At 67.8% G+C, this 22,870-nt stretch carries 19 protein-coding genes; 10 read left to right on the forward strand and 9 right to left on the reverse strand.

The window, feature by feature from the left end; genetic code table 11:
* Positions 1 to 62: 62 nt before the first annotated feature.
* The 6 genes from SSKA14_RS02185 to SSKA14_RS02210 form a co-directional block, all read right to left on the reverse strand.
* Positions 63 to 458 carry a hypothetical protein gene (locus SSKA14_RS02185; RefSeq protein WP_008266018.1) on the reverse strand — a complete coding sequence of 132 codons (396 nt, stop codon included), beginning with the start codon at positions 456 to 458 and terminating at the stop codon, positions 63 to 65.
* 61 nt (positions 459 to 519) lie between these two features.
* A complete protein-coding gene (locus SSKA14_RS02190) occupies positions 520 to 2,559 on the reverse strand; it encodes an FUSC family protein (RefSeq protein ID WP_008268005.1) in 2,040 nt (679 codons plus the stop codon).
* Between the two features lie 3 nt (positions 2,560 to 2,562).
* Positions 2,563 to 4,032, reverse strand: a complete 1,470-nt coding sequence (locus SSKA14_RS02195; RefSeq protein WP_008264917.1) for an efflux transporter outer membrane subunit — start codon at positions 4,030 to 4,032, stop codon at positions 2,563 to 2,565.
* Positions 4,029 to 4,946 (reverse strand): HlyD family secretion protein, encoded by a 918-nt coding sequence (locus SSKA14_RS02200; RefSeq protein ID WP_040006821.1) that lies wholly within the window; start codon positions 4,944 to 4,946, stop codon positions 4,029 to 4,031. Before SSKA14_RS02200 ends, SSKA14_RS02195 begins: the two co-directional genes overlap by 4 nt.
* Entirely contained in the window at positions 4,943 to 5,152 is a 210-nt protein-coding gene (locus tag SSKA14_RS02205; protein WP_025875651.1) for a DUF1656 domain-containing protein, read from the reverse strand. The genes SSKA14_RS02200 and SSKA14_RS02205 overlap by 4 nt, the downstream gene beginning before the upstream one ends.
* Before the next feature lie 108 nt (positions 5,153 to 5,260).
* Complete coding sequence (locus SSKA14_RS02210) at positions 5,261 to 5,716, reverse strand: MarR family transcriptional regulator (RefSeq protein ID WP_008265191.1); 456 nt, start codon at positions 5,714 to 5,716, stop codon at positions 5,261 to 5,263.
* 612 nt (positions 5,717 to 6,328) lie between these two features.
* Between SSKA14_RS02210 and folE the strand changes: the two genes are divergently transcribed.
* The 4 genes from folE (at position 6,329) to SSKA14_RS02230 (ending at position 12,607) form a co-directional block, all read left to right on the forward strand.
* Positions 6,329 to 6,940 carry a GTP cyclohydrolase I FolE gene (gene folE, locus SSKA14_RS02215; protein WP_008267997.1) on the forward strand — a complete coding sequence of 204 codons (612 nt, stop codon included), beginning with the start codon at positions 6,329 to 6,331 and terminating at the stop codon, positions 6,938 to 6,940.
* 112 nt (positions 6,941 to 7,052) lie between these two features.
* Positions 7,053 to 8,522 (forward strand): DUF3375 domain-containing protein, encoded by a 1,470-nt coding sequence (locus SSKA14_RS02220; protein ID WP_008267287.1) that lies wholly within the window; start codon positions 7,053 to 7,055, stop codon positions 8,520 to 8,522.
* Positions 8,509 to 9,210 (forward strand): DUF4194 domain-containing protein, encoded by a 702-nt coding sequence (locus SSKA14_RS02225; RefSeq protein WP_008265166.1) that lies wholly within the window; start codon positions 8,509 to 8,511, stop codon positions 9,208 to 9,210. Before SSKA14_RS02220 ends, SSKA14_RS02225 begins: the two co-directional genes overlap by 14 nt.
* 16 nt (positions 9,211 to 9,226) lie before the next feature.
* A complete protein-coding gene (locus tag SSKA14_RS02230) occupies positions 9,227 to 12,607 on the forward strand; it encodes an SbcC/MukB-like Walker B domain-containing protein (protein ID WP_008267131.1) in 3,381 nt (1,126 codons plus the stop codon).
* A gap of 96 nt (positions 12,608 to 12,703) precedes the next feature.
* On the opposite strand, the gene SSKA14_RS02235 is transcribed toward SSKA14_RS02230, so the two are convergent.
* Positions 12,704 to 13,483 carry a TSUP family transporter gene (locus SSKA14_RS02235; protein WP_040009262.1) on the reverse strand — a complete coding sequence of 260 codons (780 nt, stop codon included), beginning with the start codon at positions 13,481 to 13,483 and terminating at the stop codon, positions 12,704 to 12,706.
* Positions 13,484 to 13,585: 102 nt separating this feature from the next.
* Between SSKA14_RS02235 and SSKA14_RS02240 the strand changes: the two genes are divergently transcribed.
* Complete coding sequence (locus SSKA14_RS02240; protein ID WP_040006825.1) at positions 13,586 to 13,978, forward strand: YchJ family protein; 393 nt, start codon at positions 13,586 to 13,588, stop codon at positions 13,976 to 13,978.
* A gap of 3 nt (positions 13,979 to 13,981) precedes the next feature.
* On the opposite strand, the gene SSKA14_RS02245 is transcribed toward SSKA14_RS02240, so the two are convergent.
* Positions 13,982 to 15,262: a GGDEF domain-containing protein gene (locus SSKA14_RS02245; RefSeq protein WP_040006827.1), complete on the reverse strand. Its 1,281-nt coding sequence runs from the start codon at positions 15,260 to 15,262 to the stop codon at positions 13,982 to 13,984.
* 150 nt (positions 15,263 to 15,412) lie between these two features.
* Here SSKA14_RS02245 and egtB point away from each other — a divergent pair, with 150 nt between their 5' ends.
* The 5 genes from egtB (at position 15,413) to SSKA14_RS02270 (ending at position 20,753) form a co-directional block, all read left to right on the forward strand.
* Positions 15,413 to 16,684: an ergothioneine biosynthesis protein EgtB gene (gene egtB / locus SSKA14_RS02250; protein ID WP_008267233.1), complete on the forward strand. Its 1,272-nt coding sequence runs from the start codon at positions 15,413 to 15,415 to the stop codon at positions 16,682 to 16,684.
* Positions 16,681 to 17,655, forward strand: a complete 975-nt coding sequence (gene egtD / locus SSKA14_RS02255) for an L-histidine N(alpha)-methyltransferase (protein ID WP_008266957.1) — start codon at positions 16,681 to 16,683, stop codon at positions 17,653 to 17,655. The genes egtB and egtD overlap by 4 nt, the downstream gene beginning before the upstream one ends.
* An 83-nt stretch (positions 17,656 to 17,738) precedes the next feature.
* The gene (locus SSKA14_RS02260; protein WP_008267837.1) at positions 17,739 to 19,004 is read left to right on the forward strand and encodes a lytic murein transglycosylase; all 1,266 of its coding nucleotides are present in this window, start codon (positions 17,739 to 17,741) and stop codon (positions 19,002 to 19,004) included.
* Between the two features lie 40 nt (positions 19,005 to 19,044).
* Entirely contained in the window at positions 19,045 to 19,935 is an 891-nt protein-coding gene (locus SSKA14_RS02265; RefSeq protein ID WP_008265605.1) for a D-hexose-6-phosphate mutarotase, read from the forward strand.
* A 26-nt stretch (positions 19,936 to 19,961) separates the two neighbouring features.
* Positions 19,962 to 20,753, forward strand: coding sequence for a GYF domain-containing protein (locus tag SSKA14_RS02270; RefSeq protein ID WP_008266324.1), 792 nt, complete (start codon positions 19,962 to 19,964; stop codon positions 20,751 to 20,753).
* Between the two features lie 6 nt (positions 20,754 to 20,759).
* On the opposite strand, the gene SSKA14_RS02275 is transcribed toward SSKA14_RS02270, so the two are convergent.
* Positions 20,760 to 21,947, reverse strand: coding sequence for a benzoate/H(+) symporter BenE family transporter (locus SSKA14_RS02275; RefSeq protein WP_040006829.1), 1,188 nt, complete (start codon positions 21,945 to 21,947; stop codon positions 20,760 to 20,762).
* Positions 21,948 to 22,870 lie beyond the last annotated feature (923 nt).

Genomic DNA, 22,870 nt, shown 5'->3' on the forward strand with positions numbered 1-22,870 from the left:
CTGACAGGCCACGGAGTCGAGCATGGCTCGACTCTACACATTCGTCCACGCTTGGCGTGGATCTACGCGATCAGCACCAGGCCATCGGGGAACACGATCGCGGCTTCATCGGCACTTACATCGAAGAAGCCCACGCCGTGCTTCTCGGCCAGGTCCTGCACGCGGCCATGCGCGCGCTCGGCCACCGGGTACGCGAACGCGCCGTAGATCACCTGACTACCGATGCTGTACTCGGTCACCTCGGCACGATCATCGTCGTCATCGCTCAACGGCCCGTTCATTGGCGGGAATTCCTGTGCCATCTCTGCGAACCACGCCTGCAGTGCCGGGCTGCTGACAGTCGGGTCGTCGTACTCGTGGCGCTCGTTCCACTGCGTCTGCTTCTCGAACCAGGCGATGAAAGCCGCGGCCTCGCGCGGGGCCGCGCTCGCCTCGAACACCATCATGTCGTAACTCATTGAACCGTCCTGTTGCCATGGCGAAAGGCCGCCGGGAATGGCCCGGCGCTGCCGAGCATTATCAGGCCGATGCAACGCCGGCGTCCGCCCACCCTGGCGCCAATGCCTTCGCCTCCGGAAACAGCGCGAAGCGCAGGCCGATCAGGCCCATCAGTGCCTCGTCGCGCGCCTTGCAGGCCGCCACGCTGCCAACCCGGCCCAGCGAGGTATCCAGCCGCTCGCGCAGCGCCTCGGCCGCCACGATCGGCCTGCGCGCGGCAATCTGCCGCCGGTAGTGCGCGGCGATCTCCTCCAGGATGTGCTCGACCGCCTCGCGGCTGCGCTCGGGCAGTTCCAGGCGGGCGCGGCGCAGCTGCAGGATGTTCAGGCCGATGCGTGCCTCGTTGAGCATGTCCACCGAGGCGATGTCGCTGCCCTCCGGTGTCGCCGCCAGGCGCGGTGCGAGCAGACCCAGCAGGTCGAGCATGCGCGCGGCGAAGCGCTGGCGGTCCTGCTGGCCGCGGCCTTCGGCGGCTTCGGCCAGCGTGGTCCAGCCCTGCCGTACCAGCCGGCGTGCGGTCCACTCGGCACCCACCGAACGGAACAGGCGGGTCATCACCACTGCAAAGCCAATGCCGATGAACATCGCGATCGACGAATTGAGGAAGGTCTGGATGTTGGCGCTGTAGGTGTTCTGCAGGCTCAGCAGCGCGGCCAGGTTCACCGTCAGCGGCAGTGCGAACAGCGCGCTCTTCGGGTGATGGAGCATCAGTCCCAGCGGCAGGAACACCACCGCCAGCACCAGTGCCAGCAGGCCGAAGTCGTGCACGGCAGGGAACACGCCGAACAGGTATACGCCGGCCACTACCGAAGCGACCATGGCCCACACCAGGAACGACACCATGCTCGGCGCCGGGTCGTCCTGCGCGGCGAAGAATGCGGCCGTCACTGCGGCCATCATCGCGCCGTTGCCACCGCCTTCCCATCCCAGTGCGATCCACAGCACGCAGTAGCTCATCAATGCCACGCCGGCACTGAGCGCGGAGAACAGCGCCATGCCGTAGTCGACGTGCTTGTCGGCGGCCACCCGTTCGGTGCGGATGCGGTAGTGCGCGCGGTCGAGCGGCGCGGTGCCGTGGTCGATCGCATGCTGCAGGGTGCGGCAGTCCTGCCACAGGTCCACCAGTTCCTCCAGGCGCAGCAGCAGGCTGGCCAGCTGCAGGTGCTGCAGGTCGCGGTCCACCTGCGGCTTCAGCGCACTGATGCGTGCGCGCAGGCGGGCGTACTCGCTGGCACTGGTCGGCCCGTCCAGCCAGTCGTGGAGGTCGTCGATCAGTTCCGGCAGGCCCTCCGGCAGCGCCTGGCCGTCGCTGCGCAGCGCACTCAGCCGATCGGCGATCGACGACAGCACCGGCAACAGCAGCAGCATGCGCTCGCGCAGGCGCTCCATCGACACCGCCGAACCGGCATGGCGCGGATCATCGCGGCGCAGGAATTCGATCAATGCCTCGAACTGCACCAGGTCGGCGGCCAGCCGGTTGCGTGGCGCGTGCGCGCGGCCACGTTCAAGAATCTGGCGGCACCACTGCGCGGCGTCCTCCATCCAGGTGCCGATGCGTGCGCGCAGCATCGGCCGCACCGAGGCCGGGAACAGCAGCGAAGCAAACAGCACCGCCACCACCGTGCCCAGGATGATTTCCTCGCTGCGTGCCACCACGGTGTCGAAGATGGTCTCCGGCGAGGTCACGGCCGGGAAGCCGATGAAGGCGGTGGTGTAGCCGGCCAGCAGGAACGCGTAGCCGCGCGGGCCGCGGTTGAGCAGCGCCATGAACAGGCAGCCGGCCAGCCAGATCGACATCGCCGCGCTCAGCACCAGTGGTGTCTCCACCAGCGCCGGCAGTACCAGCAGGATGGCCACGCCGGCCACCAGCGTGCCGACGATGCGGTACACGCCCTTGGCCCGGGTCGGGCCCAGCAGCGGCTGGCTGACGATGTACACCGTGCCCATCGCCCAGTACGGGCGCGACAGGTTGCCGGCCATGGCGATGTACAGCGCGGCCACCGCGGCCAGGTAGGTCTTGATCGAGAACAGCCAGGCCTGGCGGTCGGTCAGCGCGTTCATGGCTTACTTCGCCGAGGCCTGTGCGGTGGTCGGAGCAGCCGGGGCGACCGTTGCCTGCCAGCCGCCGCCCAACACCAGGAACAGGTGGATCTGGTCGCGCGACACCTGCGCCTCGGCCGCGGCCAGGGTGGCATCGCTGGTGGCCAGGCTGCGGTCGGCATCCAGGCTGGACAGGTACGGCGTGCGGCCACCCTGGTACAGCCGGCGGTTCTGCTCGGCGGCCAATGCGGCCTGTTCCTGCGCGGTGCGCAGCGACTGCAGCCGGCGCAGGTCCTGCGCATAACGATCCAGCGCGGTCTGGGTCTCGCGCAGTGCCTGCAGCACGGTGTGGTCGAACTCGGCCAGCGCCGCATCGGCACCCGCCTCGGCGGCATGGATGCGGGCGTGGGTACCGGACGACGGCAGCGTCCACGAGATCAGCGGGCCGATCGACCACTGCTGGGTCATCGGCGTGCCGAAGTCTTCCAGCAGGCCGGCGGCACCGAGCGAGGCACCGAGGCGGATATCCGGGTACAGCTCGGCGGTGGCCACACCAATGCGTGCAGTGGCCGAGGCCAGCTTGCGCTCGGCCTGGCGCACGTCCGGGCGACGCTGCAGCAGCGCACGACCATCGCCCACCGGCAACGGCTGCGCCAGGGCGGGGGCGTGCGCGCAGTCGATCACGCCGGCCGGCAGCTGGCCCGGGGTCTGCCCGAGCAGCGCGGCCAGCGAATAGGCGGCCGCCGAACGCTGCGCCTGCAGCGGCGGCAGTGCAGCTTCCAGCACGGCCACCTGGGCATTGGCGCGGGCCAGTTCCGGCGGCGTGCCGCGGCCGGCATCGATCAGGCGCTGGGTGACCGAACGGCTGCGCTGCTGCAGCTGCAGGGAGTGCTCGGCAACATGCAGCTCGTGGTTGGCGTGGCAGATTTCCAGGTAGCTGTCGGCCACCTGCGCAACCACGCTGACCTGGGCCAGGTCGCGTGCCGCCGCCACCGACTGTTCGTCGGCGCGCGCCGCTTCGGCGCCGCGCTTGAGCTTGCCGAACAGGTCGAACTGGTAGCTGACCGCGAACTTGCCATCGGCCAGGTTGATCACCGGCAGTTCGTGCTCCTGCAGGAACGATTCGGCCGACAGCTGCGCGCGGCTGACGCCGGCCTCGGCCTCGTACTCGAAGCCGCCGGCGTCCAGTGCCTGTTCGTACACCGCTGCGGCACGGCGCAGGTGCGCATCGGCGGCCTTCAGTTCCACGTTGTCACGCAGTGCCTGGGTGATCAGGCCGTCCAGTACCGGGTCGTTGTACAGCGACCACCAGCGGTCGGGCAGCGCCTGGTTGGCGGCTACCTGCGGGTTCTGCGTATCGATGAAGGCCGCATTGGCCTGCGGCCGCTTGAACGCCGAGCCTTCCGGCAAGGCGTAGTCGGGGCCGACGGTCCTGCACGCGGCCAGGCTGGCCAGCGCGACGATCAGGCCGAGACGGGGCAGGGCGGCGTTCACAGGCCCGCCTGTGTCGGCGCGGTGCCGGCCTTGTCCGCGTGCTTCGTGCTGCTGGTCTGGACGGTTACCGTAGCGGTGCGGCCGGCGATCAGTTCCACGCCCTTGGGCACCTCGTCGATGCGGATGCGCACCGGGATACGCTGCGCCAGCCGCACCCAGTCGAAGGCCGGGGTCACGTTCGGCAGCAGGCTGCTGCCGTTGCTGCGGTAGCGGTCCTCGATGCCGGCAGCGATGCTCTCGACGTGGCCGCGCAGCGGCACCGATTCCCCCATCAGGCGGATATCGACGCTCTGCCCCGGTGCCACGCCGCGCAGGCGGGTTTCCTCGAAATAGCCATCAATGCGGAACGAGCCGGTATCCAGCAGCGCCAGCACCGGCTTGCCGGCCACCACGTAGTCGCCCACCCGCAGGGTGCGGTCGTTGACCCGGCCATCGGCCGGTGCGCGCACCTCGGTGCGGCCCAGGTTGAGTTCGGCCAGGTCGACCGCGGCCTGTGCGGTGGCCAGCGCCGCCTGTGCGGCCTGCAGCTTGGCGCGGCGCACTTCGGCGTCCTCGGCGGCGACCAGGTCCTGCAGGCTGCGGTCGCGGCCGATTTCGCGGCGCAGCTGCGCCACCGAGGCCTGGCGCTCGGCCAGGCTGGCCTTGGCCTGCTCCAGCGCGATGCGGTAGCGCGCGCGGTCGACCACGAACAACAGGTCGCCCTTCTTCACTGCCTGGTTGTCGGCCACGTCCACCGTTTCCACCAGCCCGGACACATCAGGCGCCATCTGCACCACGTCGGCGCCGACATGGGCGTCGCGGGTCCACGGCTCATCCATGTAATAGACCCACAGCTGGCGCAGCACCAGCAGGGCCACGATCACGGCTGCGCTGGTGAGCAGCACCGGCAGGGTCTTCTTCACGATCTTGTTCACGATTGCATCCAACGCAGGAGGTGGAACAGCAGGCCAAGCACGATCCCGTACAGCGCCAGGTTGAACAGCGCCGGGTGCCATACATGGCGGTAGGCGCCGGCACGCTGCAGCAGCGCGTGCAGGCCGCTGTTGACCAGATAGGCCAACACCATCAACCCGAGCAGGGTCGGGACGAACACTCCGTGGAGACTGAATTCACCGGGCATTGGTAGGGGTGGGGGCAAGGTGGGGGAGGGGAGGGACAACGAAACAACAGCAACGGGCAAAAGCCGCTGGCGTGTGCACGGCAGCGGCGGGGTTCGGGGGCAGCGGTCTTACGTAATGCGGTCGGCGGCCTCGGCCAGCAGGCGCCATGCCTTCAGCACGGCGTGCAGTTCATCCATGGAAAGCTCGCCGAACACGTCCTGGCGCAGGCCGATCAACTGGTCTTCCAGCTCGCTGACCAGAGCCTGGCCGGCGTCGGTCAGCCACAGCAGGTTGGCACGGCGGTCGCTGGCGTCGCTCTCGCGGCGGACCAGGTCGCTGGCGCACAGCTTGTCCAGCAGGCGCACCAGGGAAGGCCCTTCCATGCCCAGCTGCTGGGCCAGCGCCACCTGGCGGATGCCACCGCCGGAGCGGCCGATCATCAGCAGCGGCATGGTGCAGGCGGTGGAGATCCCGTAGCTGCCGAGCCGGCTGTCGGCCAGACGCTGCCACTGCCGCCCTGCGTACAGCAGGCCGGAGCTGAGCTGCATCTGCAGCACGGTGCGCTCGTCGAGGGGTCGGTCCATAAGATATAGATAGAATACTACTAATTTCATTCCTATCAATGGGTTTTTCTGAATGGGTGGGGGTGTAGTGAGGAAAAGCGCTGCGCCACGTTGCTACGGTGGGGCAGCGGGGGTCGGACGGGGCAGGACACGCCGTAAACCCGTCCCTGGGGGCTCGGCCGCGGCATCCATGCCGCGGACGGTCCTGCCCCGTCCGGCCCCCGCTGCCCGCCCATCACCCCGTGGGCGCGGTGGGTTGGCTCTTTAAAGCAGGAGCAGATGCAGTGCGGACCAAGGTCCGCACCCACCAAAGCAGAAAACGCCACGGCAGCAGCCTGCGCACTTTCCGAAGCCATGAACCCCAGCTTTTGACCCCGCTTTCGGGCGGTCTGGCCGCGTCCGCAGGAAACCGTCAGGGAGGGGGAGAGGGGGCTGTGCAGGACCGTTGGCGCCATGGATGGCGCCATCGAGCCCCCAAGGACGGGTTTACGGCGTGTCCTGCGCAGCCCCCTCTCCCCCTCCAGACCGATAGCAAGCACGCGCCGCAAGAACCCCCCGATGAACCGTCCCAACAGGACGACCCACCCCCCGGTCGGGTACGATGCTCGCCCCCCGTTCGGGACGCTGTACGCAATGAGCAAGAACAACGAAAAGGCCGCCCCGCAGGGCGACGTGACCCAGGACCAGGCCGAGGATGCCGTGCGCATCCTGCTGCGCTGGGCCGGTGAGGACCCGTCCCGTGAAGGCCTGCTGGATACCCCCCGCCGTGTCGCCGAAGCCTATGGCGACTGGTTCAGCGGTTACCGCGACGACCCGCGTGCCTACATGGAGCGGACCTTCGAGGAAGTGGCCGGCTATGACGAACTGATCGTCCTGCGTGACATCGAGTACGAAAGCCACTGCGAACACCACATGGCGCCGATCATCGGCCGCGTGCACGTCGGCTACCTGCCGGCCGGCAAGGTGGTGGGCATCAGCAAGCTGGCCCGCGTCGTCGAAGCCTACGCCCGCCGTTTCCAGGTACAGGAGAAGATGACCGCGCAGATCGCCCAGTGCATCCAGGATGTGCTGCAGCCGATCGGTGTCGGCGTGGTCGTCGAAGGCGCCCATGAATGCATGACCACCCGCGGCATCCACAAGCGCGGCGTCAGCATGGTTACCTCCAAGATGCTGGGCAGCTTCCGCGACGACGCGCGTACCCGCGCCGAGTTCCTGCGCTTCATCGAAGTGGGCGGCAAGCGCTGAGCCGCTTGCCCGCACCCCGCCGGCCCCTGCGGGCCGGCATGCCCACGGCTGCCCGCGCGGCAGCCGTGCGTGGCGGCTCGTCCCTGTCAGCCCTACAGACCTCTTTCGCTGCATGAAGCATCGCGAACGCATCTCCCGTTACCGTCATCTGCGCGAACAGCCCCAATGGAAGCTGCTCGCCGCCGACCACGCCCCGGAAATCATCGGCCTGCTGCAGGGGCTGCTGATGGACGGCGAGCGCACGCTGTCGTCGTCGGTGCTCAACGAGCGCCTGCAACGCGCGCTGGACCAGCTCAACGGCGACGAACTGTCGCGCGACCTGCCGCGTACCGCGCAGGCCTACATCGCGCACTGGCTGGCCCAGGGCTGGCTGGAACGCCGCCTGCCCGAAGGTGCCGACCAGGAGCAGTACGAGCTGTCGACCGCGGCGCTGCAGGCGATCCGCTTTGCCGATGGTCTCGAGCAGGCCCGCGTGGCTGCCACCGAGAGCCGCCTGGCGCTGGTCATCGAACAGCTCTCGCAGCTGGCGGCGCAGACCGAATCCGATCCGGACGCGCGCCTGTCGGCGTTGCGCGACGAGCGTGACCGCATCGACGCCGAGATCGCCCGCGTCGGTGCCGGCCGCGTGATCGCGCTGGACGGCAAGCGCGCGCTGGAACGTGCGCGCCAGATCATCGGCCTGGCCGACGAACTGACCGAAGACTTCCGCCGTGTGCGCGATGACTTCGAGCAGCTCAACCGCGATTTCCGCGAACGCATCATCGACGATGAAGGCGAACGCGGCGACGTGCTGTCGCAGCTGTTCGAGGGCGTGGACGTGATCGGCGAGAGCGATGCCGGGCGCAGTTTCCAGGCGTTTTGGCGCCTGCTCAACGACGCCGAACAGAGCGCGCAGCTCGACGCCGCGCTGGAAGCAGTGCTGGCACGCGGCTTCGCCCGCCGCCTGGACCGCAACGAGCGTAATTTCCTGCGTGGCTTCACCAGCACCATGCTTGAGCGTGGTGGCCAGGTACACGACGTGCTGCAGAACTTCGCGCGCAGCCTGCGCGGTTTCGTGCAGAGCCGTGGCTACCTGGAACAGCGCCGCCTCAACCAGTTGTTGAAGCAGGCGCAGTCCGAAGCGCTGGCGCTGCGCGACGAGTTCCCGGCACAGCGCGGCATCGGCCGTGACCTGCAGCTGACCACCAGCCGCCTGCGCTCGTGGTCGCAGTGGAAGCTGCACGATCCACGCAGTGCCCAGGTCGATGGCAACGTCGAATACAACGATGCGGCCGCGATCAGCCTGGAGAGCGTCGGCGATCTGGTCGCTTCGTCCGAGATCGACTTCCGCACCCTGCGCCGCGACCTGCACGATCTGCTCGATGCACAGCCGCGGCTCAGCATCGCCCAAGCCCTGGCGCAGCGCGAGGCGCCGCAGGGTCTTGGCAGCGTCATCGGCTACCTGTCGCTGGGCACACGCTTCGGCAACGTGGTCGCCGGCGAGCAGGAGCTTGCGCAATGGCGTGGTGGCGACGGTCAGGTCCGTCGCGCCCGCATCCCGCTGGTTTGGTTCACCCAGGAGAGACGCCATGAGCTGGCATGAAGATCCCATCGACGCACCACAGGCAGACGTGGCGGAAGACGCCTACGAGGCCGAGCTGGTGGCGAGCGTGGCGCAGCCCCGCCGTGGCAACGACGTGTACTACCTGGGCGATACCGGGCGCCTGCCGCTGGATGCACGCCGCGCGCTGTGCCAGCTGCTGATCGGCCCCAGCATCGACCAGCTGCGCCACGCCAAGCTGTGGCCGGCGCTGATCCGCAGCGAAGCCGCCATCCGCTCCGCGCTGGCTGACCTGTTCCTGGAACTGGTGCTGGACCGCGACAGCGGCGTGGCGTTCACCCGCCAGGCCGACACCGAGGATGTCGACGCCCCGGTGCTGCTGCGCACGTCGCCGCTGACCTTCATCGATTCAGTACTGCTGCTGTACCTGCGGCAGCAGCTGGCCGAGGCCGATGCGCGCGGCAACCGCGCGGTGGTCGCCGACGCCGAGATGGCCGAAGCGCTGGCCATCTACGAAAAGAACCTGTCCACCGACCGCGCCGGCTTCAACCGCCGCGTCGCCTCGGCGGTGCAGAAGATGAAGGACAACCACATCCTGACCCGCCTGAGCGGCCAGGAAGACCGCCACGAAGTCTCGAGGGCGCTGAAGCTGCTGTTCTCCGCCGAAGACGTGTCCCAGCTTTCGGCGGTCTACCGCCAGCTGCGCGAAACCCCGGCCGCCGAGGCCTGAGAGACCCGAACACCGCATGGCTATCTCCAAGCACACTCCCGCCCTGTTCAACGAAGGCCTGCCGGACCCGCGCCTGCAGCAGTTCCGCATGCGCCGCCTGCAGGTGCACAACTGGGGCACCTTCAACGGCCTGACCGAAGTACCGATCGCCGAGCGCGGCTTCCTGTTCGTCGGTCGTTCCGGCTCGGGCAAGTCGACCCTGCTCGACGCCATGTCCGCACTGCTGACGCCGCCGGCCATCGTCGACTTCAACGCTGCCGCGCGTGAAGCCGAGCGCAGTGGCCGCGACCGCAACCTGGTGTCCTACGTGCGTGGCGCATGGGCCGACCAGCAGGACAGCGGCACCGGCGAAATCGCCACCCAGTACCTACGCAAGGGCGCGACCTGGACTGCACTGGTGCTGGAGTACCGCGCCGGCGATGGCCGCGTGGTCAGCCTGGTGCGCCTGCTGTGGATCTCCGGCAACGGCACCTCGGCCGGCGACGTGCGCAAGCACTACATGATCGCCGAGCGTCCGTTCGACATCGCCAAGGACCTCGGTGGCTTCGACCTGGACCTGCGCAAGCTCAAGCAGAAGCTGTCCGACCTGCACCACTTCGACACCTTCTCCGGCTACGCCGAGCGCTTCCGCGATCTGCTCGGCATCGACAACGAGATGGCGCTGCGCCTGCTGCACAAGACGCAGTCGGCGAAGAACCTGGGTGACCTCAACGTCTTCCTGCGCGACTTCATGCTTGACACGCCGAAGACCTTCGACGCCGCCGAGCGCCTGGTCAGCGACTTCGCCGAACTCGACGGCGCACACCAGGCCGTGGTCACCGCGCGCCGCCAGGTGGAAACCCTGCTGCCGGCCCGCGCCTACTACAACGACCTGAAGGAAATGCACCGCCAGCGCGGCGACGACGAAGCGCTGAAGCTCGGCGTCGACAGCTTCCGCGAAAGCCGCCGCCAGGCGCTGATCGAAGCGCGCCTGCGCGAAATGGACGTGCGTGACCGTGGCCTGCTCGGTGAAGAAGCCCAGCGCCGTGCCGCACTCGACAACCACACCGAGCGCCTGGCCGAACTGGAACTGCAGCGCCGCCAGCAGGGCGGTGAGCGCATCGAGGAACTGGAACGCGAGCAGGGCCGCGCCGAAGCCGAGCGCGACCGCCGCCAGGCCAAGCGTGACCAGGCCCAGGAAGCGGCTCAGCAATTGCAGGCCGAACTGCCTGGCGATGCCCACGGTTTCGCAGAGCTGGTCGAGCGTGCGCAGAACGAACTGCAGGACCGCCAGCGTGCCTCGGCGGCACTGGATGATGCGATCAGCGATCGTCTCGGTGGCAAGCGCGACGACGAGCGCCGCTTCGGTGAAGTGCGCAGCGAACTTGAAGCGATGCAGCGCACACCCTCCAACATCCCGGCGCCGATGCAGAAGCTGCGCGCGCGCCTGGCCGAGGAAACCGGCATTGCCGAGGCGGCGTTGCCGTTCGTCGGCGAGTTGATCCAGGTCCGCTCGGAAGAGCAGGGCTGGCAGGGTGCCATCGAGCGCGTGCTGGGCGGTTTCGCGCTGTCGCTGCTGGTCGACGACAAGCACTACAACGACGTCGCCGAGTGGGTGAACCGTACCCACCTGGGCATGCGCTTCACCTACTATCGCGTGCGCCGCAACGACGATGCGTTTGCGCGCGAACCGTCGGCCAAGTCGTTGCTGCACAAGCTGGAACTGCGCGAGCACGTGTTCGAAAGCTGGCTGCGACGCGAGCTGGGCAAGCGCTTCGACTACGAGTGCGTGGACGCCAAGCAGCTGCGCAACGTCGACCGCGGCATCACCCGCGAAGGCCAGGTCAAGCATCCGGGTGACCGTTTCGAGAAGGACGACCGCAGCGCCGTCGGCGATCGCCGCCGCTGGATCCTCGGCTTCAACAACCACGACAAGGTGGGCGCCTTCGAGCGCGAAGCGCAGGAACTGGCCAAGCGCATCGCCAGCTGCGAGACCGACATCGCGCGCCTGCGCGGCCAGCGCGACCGCGACAACGAGCGCCGCCTGGCCTGCCACGAGCTGGTCAGCATCAGCTGGAACGAGATCGACATCGCCGCCCCGCAGCAGCGCCTGAGCGATATCGGGGCCACCCTGCGCGACCTGCGCGAAGGCAACGCCGATCTCGCCAAGCTGGCCAAGCAGATCGATGCCGTGCGCGCCGACATCGAGCAGTCGCGCCGTACCTATGAAGATGTCCGCGTCGAGCGTGGCCAGCTGGTCAAGGAACGCGATCGCCTCGACCGCGCGCGCCAGCAGAGCCGTGCACTGGTGCTGCCGAGCCTGGCCCAGGCGCAGGAGGCCGGCCTGGCCGAGCGCCTGCAGGAGCAGGGCCCGCTCAGCCTGGAAACGCTGGAAGCGCACATGCGCCAGGTCAGCAACGCGCTGAACGAACAGTTGTCGTCGTCGCAGCAGGACCTCAACCGCATCGAGAACCAGCTGATCGGCTGCTTCCGCCGCTTCATCCAGCAGTGGCCGGAGGAGTCGGGTGACTTCACCGTCTCGGTGGCTTCGGCCGAGGATTTCCTCGCCCGCCTCGAACGCCTGGAACGCGATGGCCTGCCGCAGCACGAAGAGCGCTTCTTCGATCTGCTGCAGAACCAGAGCAAGAACAACCTGCTGGCCCTGCAGCGCCACAGTGCAGAGGCCCGCAAGTCGATCGGCCAGCGCCTGGACGAAGTGAACGCCAGCCTGGAGCAGGTGCCGTTCAACCGTGGCACGCTGCTGACCATCGAGCTGAGCGACCGCCGACTGCCGGAAGTCGGCGAGTTCCACCTGCAGCTGCGCGAGGTGTTGTCGCAGCAGCAGACCGAGCAGCGTGAGCTGGCCGAATCGCAGTTCACCGTGCTGCGCCAGCTGGTCAACCGCCTGGGCTCGCAGGAAGGCGAGGACAAGCGTTGGCGCGAGCTGGTGCTGGACGTGCGCATGCACGTGGAGTTCATCGGCGTCGAGCTGGACGCGGAAACGCGCCAGCAGGTCGAGATCTACCGCAGCGGTGCCGGCAAGTCCGGTGGCCAGCGCCAGAAGCTGGCCACCACCTGCCTGGCGGCAGCCCTGCGCTACCAGCTCGGCGGTGCCGACAGCCAGTTGCCCAGCTATGCCGCGGTGGTGCTCGATGAAGCCTTCGACAAGGCCGACAACGAGTTCACCGCACTGGCGATGAACATCTTCGACAACTTCGGCTTCCAGATGGTGGTCGCCACCCCGCTGAAGTCGGTGATGACGCTGGAACCGTTCATCGGTGGCGCCTGCTTCGTCGAAATCAGCGGCCGCCACGACTCCGGCGTGCTGCTGATTGAGTACGACGAAGAAGGCAAGCGGCTGAAGCTGCCGGAGCGCAGCCGCCAGCAGGCCAACGAACCGGAAGAAGCCGAGGCCTGACCCGGCCGATTGAATGGGAATGCCGGCCAGCGGCCGGCACTACCGGGTCATGAACCCGTCCATGGGGTAGTGCCGGCCGCTGGCCGGCAACCACATTCACGCAACGCGGAACGTATCCCACGCCATCCGTGCGATCAGCACCACCACCAGCCCCACGAACAGCTTGCGGATGAACGGCGTGCCGCCCTTCAGCGCCAATCGCGTGCCGACCACCGAGCCGATGATGTTGGCCGCCGCCATCGGCAGCGCGAACAGCCACAGGATGTTGCCGGTCGGCACGAAGAACGAGATCGCCGCCACATTGGTCGCCAGGTTCACCACCTTCGATGCCGCCGACGCGCGCAGGAAATCCAGCCCGAAGAAGCGCACGAACAGGAAGATCAGGAAGCTGCCGGTGCCCGGCCCGAAGAAGCCGTCGTAGAAGCCGATCGCCGCACCGATCGCCAGCGCAATCACCAGCTCGCGGCGGCCGATCTCCTGCGGCCGGTGCAGCGCACCGAAGTCCTTCTTCCACAGCGTGTAGGCCAGCATCGCGATCAGCAGCACCAGCACCAGTGGGCGCACCGCATCCTTGGGCAGCAGGCTCACCGCCGTGGCCCCGGCGAACGAGAAGATGAAGGCGGTACCGGCCGCGAACAGCACCGGCTTCCACGGGAAGCGCACGTTGCGCGCATAGCGCCAGGCCGCCGCACCGGTACCGAACATCGAACTGAATTTGTTGGTACCGAACAGCATCGCCGGCGTCTGCTGCGGCAGCACCGTGAACAGGCCGGGCAGCTGCACCAGGCCACCGCCACCGACGGCGGCGTCCACCAGGCCGGCGATGAAGGCGATCACCACCAGCCACCACAACTCAGGGGGAACCAGTTCCAGCACGGCGGTCATTCAAGGTGGGGGCGCGACAGCATACGCCTGTCCAGCTGCAACTGAGCTGTGCCACGCGTGGATCAATCCGTGCAACCCGGCGACAATGACGGCATGAGCCGACAACCCGCCGATCCCTGTCCCTGTGGCCTGGCCGCCGACTACGCCGCCTGCTGCGGACGCTTCCATGCCGGCGAGGCCGCACCGGATGCCGAGCGCCTGATGCGTTCGCGCTACAGCGCGTATGTGCGTGGCCTTGCCGATTACCTGCGCCAGACCTGGCACCCGGACACCCGCCCCGCCGAGCTGTCACTGGACGAAGCACCCGGCCAGCGCACGCATTGGCTGGGCCTGACCGTGCACGAGCACACGCCCACCGGTACCGACAGCGCCGAGGTGCGCTTCACCGCGCGCTACCGCATCGGCGGCGGCAGTGCGGTGAAAATGGCCGAACACAGCCGCTTCCTGCGCATCGACGGCCGCTGGTATTACCTCGACGCGGTCTGAGCCTCAGCCGCCGCGCACGGCCAGCACGCGCTGGCCGGCATGCGCGTGCACCTGGTTGCGGCCGCCGTCCTTGGCCCTGTACAGCGCCAGGTCGGCGGCCTTGATCACCGCCGCCGGCCGTGGGTTCTCGCGGCTGTCGGCCAGGCCGATACTCACCGTCACCTGTACCACCTGTCCGCTGCCGCCGCGTCCGCGCTGCTGGCGGCCGGTGTCGTCATCGCGGCTGCGGGTACTGCGGTCGCGCAGCTGCATGCGGGTGTCCTCGATGCTCTGCCGCAACGCTTCCACGGCATCGACACAGGCCGCCGCTGGACGGTCCAGGAACACCACGGCGAACTCCTCGCCGCCATAGCGGAACGCGCGACCACCGTCGCCTACCCGCGACAGCCGCGAGGCCACCAGGCGAAGTACATCGTCGCCGGTGTCGTGGCCATGGGTGTCGTTGAACGATTTGAAGTGGTCCACGTCCACCATTGCGATGCTGTAGGTGCCGCGCGCCCGCTGCAGGGTCTCGTTGAACGCGCGGCGCCCCGGCAGGCCGGTCAGTTCATCGCGGAAGGCCATGTGGAACGACTCCTGCAGCATTGCACCCAGCATCAGCAGCAGGGCAGCACTGCTCAGTGCCGGCAACAGCACCGGCTGCAGGAAAATCCGCGGCAGCATCCACCACAGGCACAGCAGAGCCAGCAGCATCGCGGTGTGCAATGGCCGCGGATGCCGCCAGGCCTGCCAGCCCAGCGCAACGGTGGCCAGCAGGAACAGCAGGGCCGGCACCTGCGCCAGCGCGTTCCATTCGGCTGGAATCCAGCGCCAGTGACGGTCCGACAGCAGGCCGTGCATGCCGCCTGGCTGCTGTGCTGCCAGCAGCAGGAAGACGGCAAGCGCCAGGCCACAGACCACGCCGCGCAGCAACAGGTCCTGGCGTCGGCGCCCGCGCTCCGGCCACAACGCCAGTCCGGCGAACAACAGCGGCAACCAGGCCGAGATGGCATGGAAGCGCAGCGGGGTCAGGGCGGTCACATGGCCACTGCGCAGGTAGCCACCCACGTCCTGGTGCAGCAGCGCGAACACCGCCGCCACCAGCAGCAACGGGCACAGCGCACGCACCTGGTGGTAGAGCAGGGCCAGCCCGGCACCGAGGCTGGCCAGCAGCCACGGCAGGATGCGCTGGGCCGGGCTGGCAACGTCTTCGTTGCCCAGCGCCGTCCACAGCAGCAGTGCGACCAGCACGGCGGGCAGCACGAACAGGTAATGCGCAGGCTGGCGGAGCGGATGCAGGGGCAAGCAGGAATTCCAGCGCGGTGACGACGCGGCCGCAGCATTGCCGTTAGCGGCGTTCGGGCCCACTTCTCGAATGCGGGCGGGTCACCCATGTGAACGATGTGACGCCGAACCATGACGTCGCACTCACTGGCCTGCGCCGATGCTGCCTGCATGGACAGCGTACCTGCCGCCGTCGCTGCCCCGCAGCGCGATCTCGCCCACCAGTTCGCGCGGGTGCGGGCCCGCAGCCTGCAGCTGGCCGCGCCGCTCAGCGCCGAGGACGCCATGCTGCAGAGCATGGCCGATGCCAGCCCGAGCAAATGGCACCTGGCCCACACCACCTGGTTCTTCGAACGCTTCGTGCTGGCTGGCCTTGCCGCCGCGCCGGCGCACGATCCTGGCTGGGACTACCTGTTCAACAGCTACTACAAGAGCATCGGCCCGGCCCATGCGCGGCCACAGCGTGGGCTGCTGTCGCGCCCTTCGCTGCAGCAGGTACGCGATTACCGCCAGCAGGTGGATGCGCAGGTGCAGGCACGCCTCGCTGCCGGCGACCTCGACCCGCAGGCGCTGCAGCACCTGCAGCTGGGATTGCAGCATGAACAACAGCACCAGGAACTGCTGCTCACCGACATCAAGCATGCATTCTGGTGCAATCCGCTGCAGCCGGCCTACCGGCAGGACCTGCACACTGTGGCCAGCGTCGCCACTGCGCAGGGCTGGGTCGAATCGCCAGAACGCATCGTTACCGTGGGTGCCGCGGCGTGGCCGCAGCACGCCTCCTTCGCCTACGACAACGAATCGCCTCCGCACCGCGTGCTGCTGCCCGCCCACGCCCTGGCCGAGCGCCCGCTCAGCAATGCCGAGTACCTTGCGTTCATCGAGGCCGGCGGCTACCGCGAGCCGCGCTGGTGGCTCAGCGAAGGCTGGGCGCTGCGCGAAGCCGAGGACTGGCAGCACCCGCTGTACTGGGACGATGCCCTGCAGCGCGAATACACCCTGGGCGGTTGGCGCGAACTGGACCTGCACGCGCCGGTCTGTCACCTCAGTTATTACGAAGCCGACGCCTGTGCCAGCTGGGCCGGTGCACGCCTGCCCAGCGAGTTCGAATGGGAAGCCGCTGCCGCCTCGCAACCGCTATGCGGCCATTTCGCCGATGACGATGGCCTGCACCCGCAGGCCGGGCAGGGCAATGGCCTGCGACAGATGTTCGGCGATGTCTGGGAGTGGACCCAGAGCGCCTATGGAGCCTATCCGGGTTTCCGCCCGTTCGCCGGCAACCTGGGCGAATACAACGGCAAGTTCATGTGCGGGCAGTGGGTGCTGCGCGGTGGCAGCTGCGCCACTCCGCGCGGACATGTCCGTGCCAGCTACCGCAATTTCTTCATGCCGCCGGCGCGCTGGCAGTTCTCCGGGCTGCGCCTGGCCAGGGACCTCACATGAGTACGGTGGATGACGCACTGCAGGCGCTGACCGATCTCACCCCGGGGCGTCAGCAGATCCTGGCCGATGTGGTGGCCGGTCTGTCGCGCCCGTCGCGGCAGTTGCCCTCCAAGTACTTCTACGATGCTCGCGGCTCGCGCCTGTTCGAACAGATCACCCAGACCCCCGAGTATTACCCCACGCGTACCGAACTGGCCCTGCTGAAGCGCGTGCTGCCGGACATCGCCCGTACCGTCGGTCCGCGCCTGCACGTGGTGGAACTCGGCAGCGGCAGTGGCCGCAAGACCGCGCTGCTGCTGGCCGCATTGCACGATCCGGTGGCCTACACGCCGATCGAGATCTCGCGTGCCGCACTGCTGTCCAGCATCGATCATCTGGCACCGGCGCTGCCCGAGGTCGAGATGCTGCCGGTCTGCGCCGACTTCACCCGTCCCGTGGCCGTGCCCATGCCCGAGCGCGAACCGGCACGACGCCTGCTGTTCTTCCCCGGCTCCACGCTGGGCAACTTCGAAGGCGACGACGCTGTCGCGCTGTTGCAGGCGATGCGCCAGACCATGGGCCGTGAGGGCCTGGCCCTGGTCGGCATCGACCTGCACAAGGACCCGGCGCTGATCGAGGCGGCCTACAACGACGCGCAGGGCGTCACCGCTGCCTTCACCCTCAACCTGCTGGCCCGGCTCAACCGCGAGATCGGCAGTGACTTCGACCTCGACGGCTTCCGCCACCGTGCGCGCTACAGCACCGCGCGGCTGCGCATCGAAACCGACCTGGTCAGCCGCGGGGCGCAGGATGTCCATCTCGATGGCCGGACCTTCCACTTCGCCGCCGATGAGCCGATCCGCGTGGAATACAGTCACAAGTACACCGATGACAGCTTTGAAGCGCTGCTGCAGCAGGCCGGGCTGCAGGTCACGCAGCGTTGGGATGCCGACCGTCCTGCCTATGGCCTGCGCCTGCTGCGTGCGGTTTAGCCCGCCGGCGGTCCGGGTTCCCTTCAGGTTCGGCGGCATCGGTACCCCTAAGATGGCCCTGCAACGGCAACACGGAGGACGCCATGCCCATTCTCACCACGCTCGGCCTGGCGGCCGCCCTGGTTTCGGCCCCCACGCCTGCGGCAGCCGATGCCAGTGTCGATCCCGCCTTCAGCCGCTGCCTGGCGAACCTGCAGGCCACCGCCGCCAGCCAGGGCATCCGTGCCGAGCGCTTCACTGAGATCACCGCAGGCCTCACGCCCGACCCGAGTGTGCTTGGCCTGCTCGATGCGCAGCCGGAATTCACCACACCGATCTGGGACTACCTGGCCGCGCTGGTCGATCGCCAGCGCGTGGATGATGGCCGCGCGATGCTGCAGCAGCATCGTGACCTGCTCGATCGCGTGTCGGCACAATACGGCGTCGATCCGGCCACCATCGTCGCGGTCTGGGGCGTGGAGAGCGACTACGGCCGCGTGTTCGGCAAGCGCCCGCTGTTGCAGTCGCTGGCCACGCTGTCCTGCGCCGGCCGCCGCCAGGCCTTCTTCCGCGGTGAACTGCTGGCCCTGCTCACGCTGATCGACCGTGGTGACCTGCAGGCACAGGGCCTCACCGGGTCCTGGGCAGGCGCCTTCGGGCATACGCAGTTCATGCCCAGCACCTACGCACGCATCGCTGTGGATGGTGATGGCGATGGTCGCCGCGACCTGGTCGGCAGCATCCCCGATGCGCTGGCGTCCACTGCCAACTACCTCAAGCGTGCCGGTTGGCGCAGTGGCGAGCCGTGGGGCATGGAGGTGCGTGTCCCCGCCGGTTTCAATGCCAGCCAGGCGGGGCGTACCCAGCGCCGCGCCCTGGCCGAGTGGCGCGCGCAGGGAGTGACCGCGCTGGACGGCAGTGCGCTGGCCCCGGCCAAGCTTCCCGCCGACGCGCGTGCCGCCCTGCTGCTGCCGGCCGGCAGCAAGGGCCCGGCGCTGCTGGTGTTCCGCAATTACGACGCAATCTACAGCTACAACGCGGCCGAGAGTTACGCACTGGCCATCGCCACGCTGGCCGACCAGCTACGCGGCGGCGCCGGATTGGCCACGGCCTGGCCGACCGACGATCCCGGCATCGGCCGCGACGAGCGCCGTCAGCTGCAGACCCTGCTGCTCGCCCGCGGCCACGATATCGGCAGCGCCGACGGCATGATCGGTACTGCCACGCGTCGCGCGATCCAGGCCGAACAGCAGCGTCTTGGCTGGGCCAATGCCGATGGCCGCGCCGGGCAACGCATTCTGCGCGCGCTGCAGGAAGAGGCCGCTGCTGCCGCGCCCAGCGCGCAGAAGGCCTTGCCGGCGGCACGTTGACCGCGACATCATCGCCGCGGTCTTCAAGGAGCGTCATCGCATGCAGTCGAATCCGGACATCAGCAGCGGCCTGTATCACGGGCTTGAGGCCTGGCACGTGCGCACGTCCAGCGCCACGGCGGTCATCAGCGAGTTCGGCGGGCAGCTGCTGTCGTTCATTCCGCAGGGGCAACCGGACCTGCTGTGGTTGTCGCCCACGCGCGCCGAACTGCCGACACCGATCCGCGGTGGCGTGCCGGTCTGCTGGCCATGGTTCGGTCGCCAGGGCCAGGGCGCGGATGCTCCTGCACATGGCCTGGTGCGCACCGCACGCTGGGAACTGCTGCACGTGCACCAGGGCGATGACGGCGCAGTGGAGCTGCAGCTGGCCCCGTTACTGCCCGACCCACTCGGCCTGCGCCTGCAGATGGTGGTGCACGTCGGCCATCAGCTGCACCAGCAACTGATCACCGAGAACATCGGAACCGCCCCGGTGACGTTCACCCAGGCACTGCACAGCTACTTCAGGGTGGGTGATGCCAGCCGCGTGGACGTCGAGGGTGTCAACGGACTGCAGTACCTGGACAAGTACGAGGACTATTCCCACGCGCGGCAGCAGCAGGGGCCATGGTCGCTGCGCGACCCGCGCGATCCTGGCCGCAGCGACCGCATCTACACCGGGGCACAGGGCCACTATGTGCTGCGTGATCCCGTGCTGCAGCGGCAGATCGAGATCCACAGCGAAGGCAGCCAGACCCTGGTGGCCTGGAACCCGGGAGCCGAGGCCGCGGCGAAAATGTCGGATGTCGGCGAGGGCTGGCGCGACTATGTGTGCCTGGAAGTGGCCAATGCCGGTCCCGAGCCGGTCACGCTCGCACCGGGTGCGCGCCATCAACTGGCGCAGACCCTCTCCAGCGAACCGCTGCAGGCCGTGGCAGGGAATCCCATTTGAAGAAGCCGTGAGCAAGGAAGGACAGCATGCAGGAAGCACAGTGGTGGTATGCCAACAGCAGGCAGAGCGAAGGACCGGTCGATCTTGCCGGGCTGCGCCGCCTCCAACAGGACGGGACGGTAACGGCGCGCACGCTGATGTGGTGCGAAGGCATGCCGTCGTGGCGTCCGTTGTCCGAGCTGGAACAGGTGTCCGAGCTGGAACAGGCTGCAACGCCCGTCGAAGCCGCTCCGGCCGCGGAGTTCGACGCGGCCGCTGCCTCCGGGAGCAGCGCGCCCAGCGTCGGTGATCCTTCCGATCCCTACCGTGCACCGGCGGCCGCAACGGACACCGCCGTGACGGCGGGGCTGGAAGGCGAAATGGCACTGTATGCCGCCGTGGTCGGAGGCAACTTCCCGATCTATCGCCAGCGCTGGCGGCTGGATCAGGGCATCGCCACGGGCAGCGGCACCTGGCACTGGCCGGCGTTCCTGCTGGGCCTGGTCTGGATGATGTACCGCAGGATGTATCGCCTCGCAGCGATGTGGGCGGGCCTGCTGCTGCTGATCAGCGTGATCGAGACGTTGCTGGATGTGCCTGATGGCCTGTCGCTGGTCATCACCGTCGCGCTCAGCATCACTACCGGTGTCTTCGGCAACACCTGGTACCTGGCACATTGCCAGCGCCTGATCGCCCGGGCCCGTGCGGAGAGCCGTGGCGACGAGACGCGGCTGCACAGTGAGCTGAGCGCGCGCGGTGGCACCAGCGTGGTCGCCACCGTGATCGCCCTCGTCATCGCAGCGGTGCTGAGTACCGTCGGTGCCGGATTGGCCGGGTAGCCCGGGTCAGCGGCCCTGGCGGGGCCGCAGCACCAGCAGGCACAGCGCGCCGGCTACCAGGCCCCAGAACGCCGACCCAATCCCGGCCAGCGATACGCCCGAGGCGGTGACCAGGAAGGTGACCAGTGCCGCCTCGCGGTCACGCTCCACCGCCAGTGCACTGGCCAGGCTGTTGCCGATGGTGCCGAACAGTGCGATACCGGCCACGCAGGCCACCAGTTCCCTCGGGAACGCTGCAAACAGCGCCGCCACCGTGGCACCGAACAGGCCGATGACAATATAGAAGGCGCCTGCAGCCATGGCGGCGGTGTAGCGTCGTGCCGGATCCTCGTGCGCATCGCGGCCCATGCAGATCGCTGCCGTGATCGCCGCCAGGTTCAGCGCGTACGCGCCGAATGGCGCCAGCAGGGTGTTGACCACACCGATCCAGCCGATCAGCGGCGACACCGGGGCGTCATAGCCGGAGGCACGCATCACCGCCACGCCGGGAATGTTCTGCGAAGCCATGGTGACCATGAACAAGGGCAGGGCGATGCCGGCCACGGCGGTCCACGACAAGGACGGGGTCACCCACTGCGGTACCGCCAGTTGCAGGTGCACCTGCTGTGCGTGCAGCAGGCCACGGCTGGCGGCGATCGCGATACCTACCAGCAGGGTGGCGATGACCGCATAGCGCGGAAACAGGCGGCGCCCGGCCAGCCAGATCGCGAACATCGCCAGTGCCAGCACCAGTTGGGTGTTCATGGCCACGAACACGTCCAGGCCGAAGCGCAGCAGCACGCCGGCCAGCATGCCCGCGGCCAGCGCCATCGGCACCCGCTGCATCAACCGGGCGAACAGGCCCGAGAAGCCCGCCAGCATGCCCAGCACGGCGGCGAGCAGGAAGGCGCCGGTCGCTTCAGAGAGCGAAGCGCCGCCGGCACCCACCACCAGCATGGCCGCACCCGGGGTCGACCACGCGGTCACTACCGGCACGCGATAGCGCAGTGACAGGCCAATGCAGGTCACGCCCATGCCCAGCCCAAGCGCCCACATCCACGAGGCGATCTGCGCCTGGTCGGCACCGACGGCCTGCGCGGCCTGGAACACGATCACGGCGGAACTGGCGAAGCCGACCAGCACTGTAATGAATCCGGCAACGATGGCCGGCATCGAAAGATCGCGCCACCACGTGCGTGTCACCTGCATGCTCATTGCTCTCTCTCCACTGTGCATCCCTGCATTGATAGCGGCTGCGGCGTTGACCGCGCAACGCGCGGGCAACGCCGCAGTGATCTTCGAGCGTACGTCATGCGTGATGTCGCGGTGCTTCTGTCATCACCCTGCAAAAAAAGCCTTGACGAAATCTGCAGGATCTCTAGAATTCGCTCCCTTGCTGCAGCGCATCGCTTCTTCGGAAACGGCACGCGAACAGCGACGCCACCACCGACGAACGAGATGATCGAACGAAGGTGTTGACGGACTCGAAAAGTCCGGCATAATAGGCGGCTCGCAACGACGAAAGGCCCTCGGGTCCAACGCCGAAGCGGCATCGGCAACAACGTCCACTCCGTTGAGATGGCCTTGAAAAAAGGTGTTGACGAAGCGGAAAAGCCGGCTATAATGGGCGGCTCGCTACGAAGGAAACTTCGCAGCACACGGGAACGGCGCTGAGGCCACTTCCCCGGATCTTTGAAAGTATGCGCAGGTATCTTGTGAAGGCGCCTGCAGGAAGGGTGATTGTCCATCTTGCAGACGTTTGATCAAGCAACTATTAATTGTTTTAAAGCAAGCGATACGTTGCCAGAATCAATCATCTGCAGCTTTAAATTTTGATCTTCGGATCATGTCGTTTTAAGTGAAGAGTTTGATCCTGGCTCAGAGTGAACGCTGGCGGTAGGCCTAACACATGCAAGTCGAACGGCAGCACAGTAAGAGCTTGCTCTTATGGGTGGCGAGTGGCGGACGGGTGAGGAATACATCGGAATCTACTTTTTCGTGGGGGATAACGTAGGGAAACTTACGCTAATACCGCATACGACCTACGGGTGAAAGCAGGGGATCTTCGGACCTTGCGCGATTGAATGAGCCGATGTCGGATTAGCTAGTTGGCGGGGTAAAGGCCCACCAAGGCGACG

Origin of the sequence: Stenotrophomonas sp. SKA14 (genome assembly GCF_000158575.1) — a bacterium.
Classification (GTDB): Bacteria; Pseudomonadota; Gammaproteobacteria; order Xanthomonadales; family Xanthomonadaceae; genus Stenotrophomonas; species Stenotrophomonas forensis.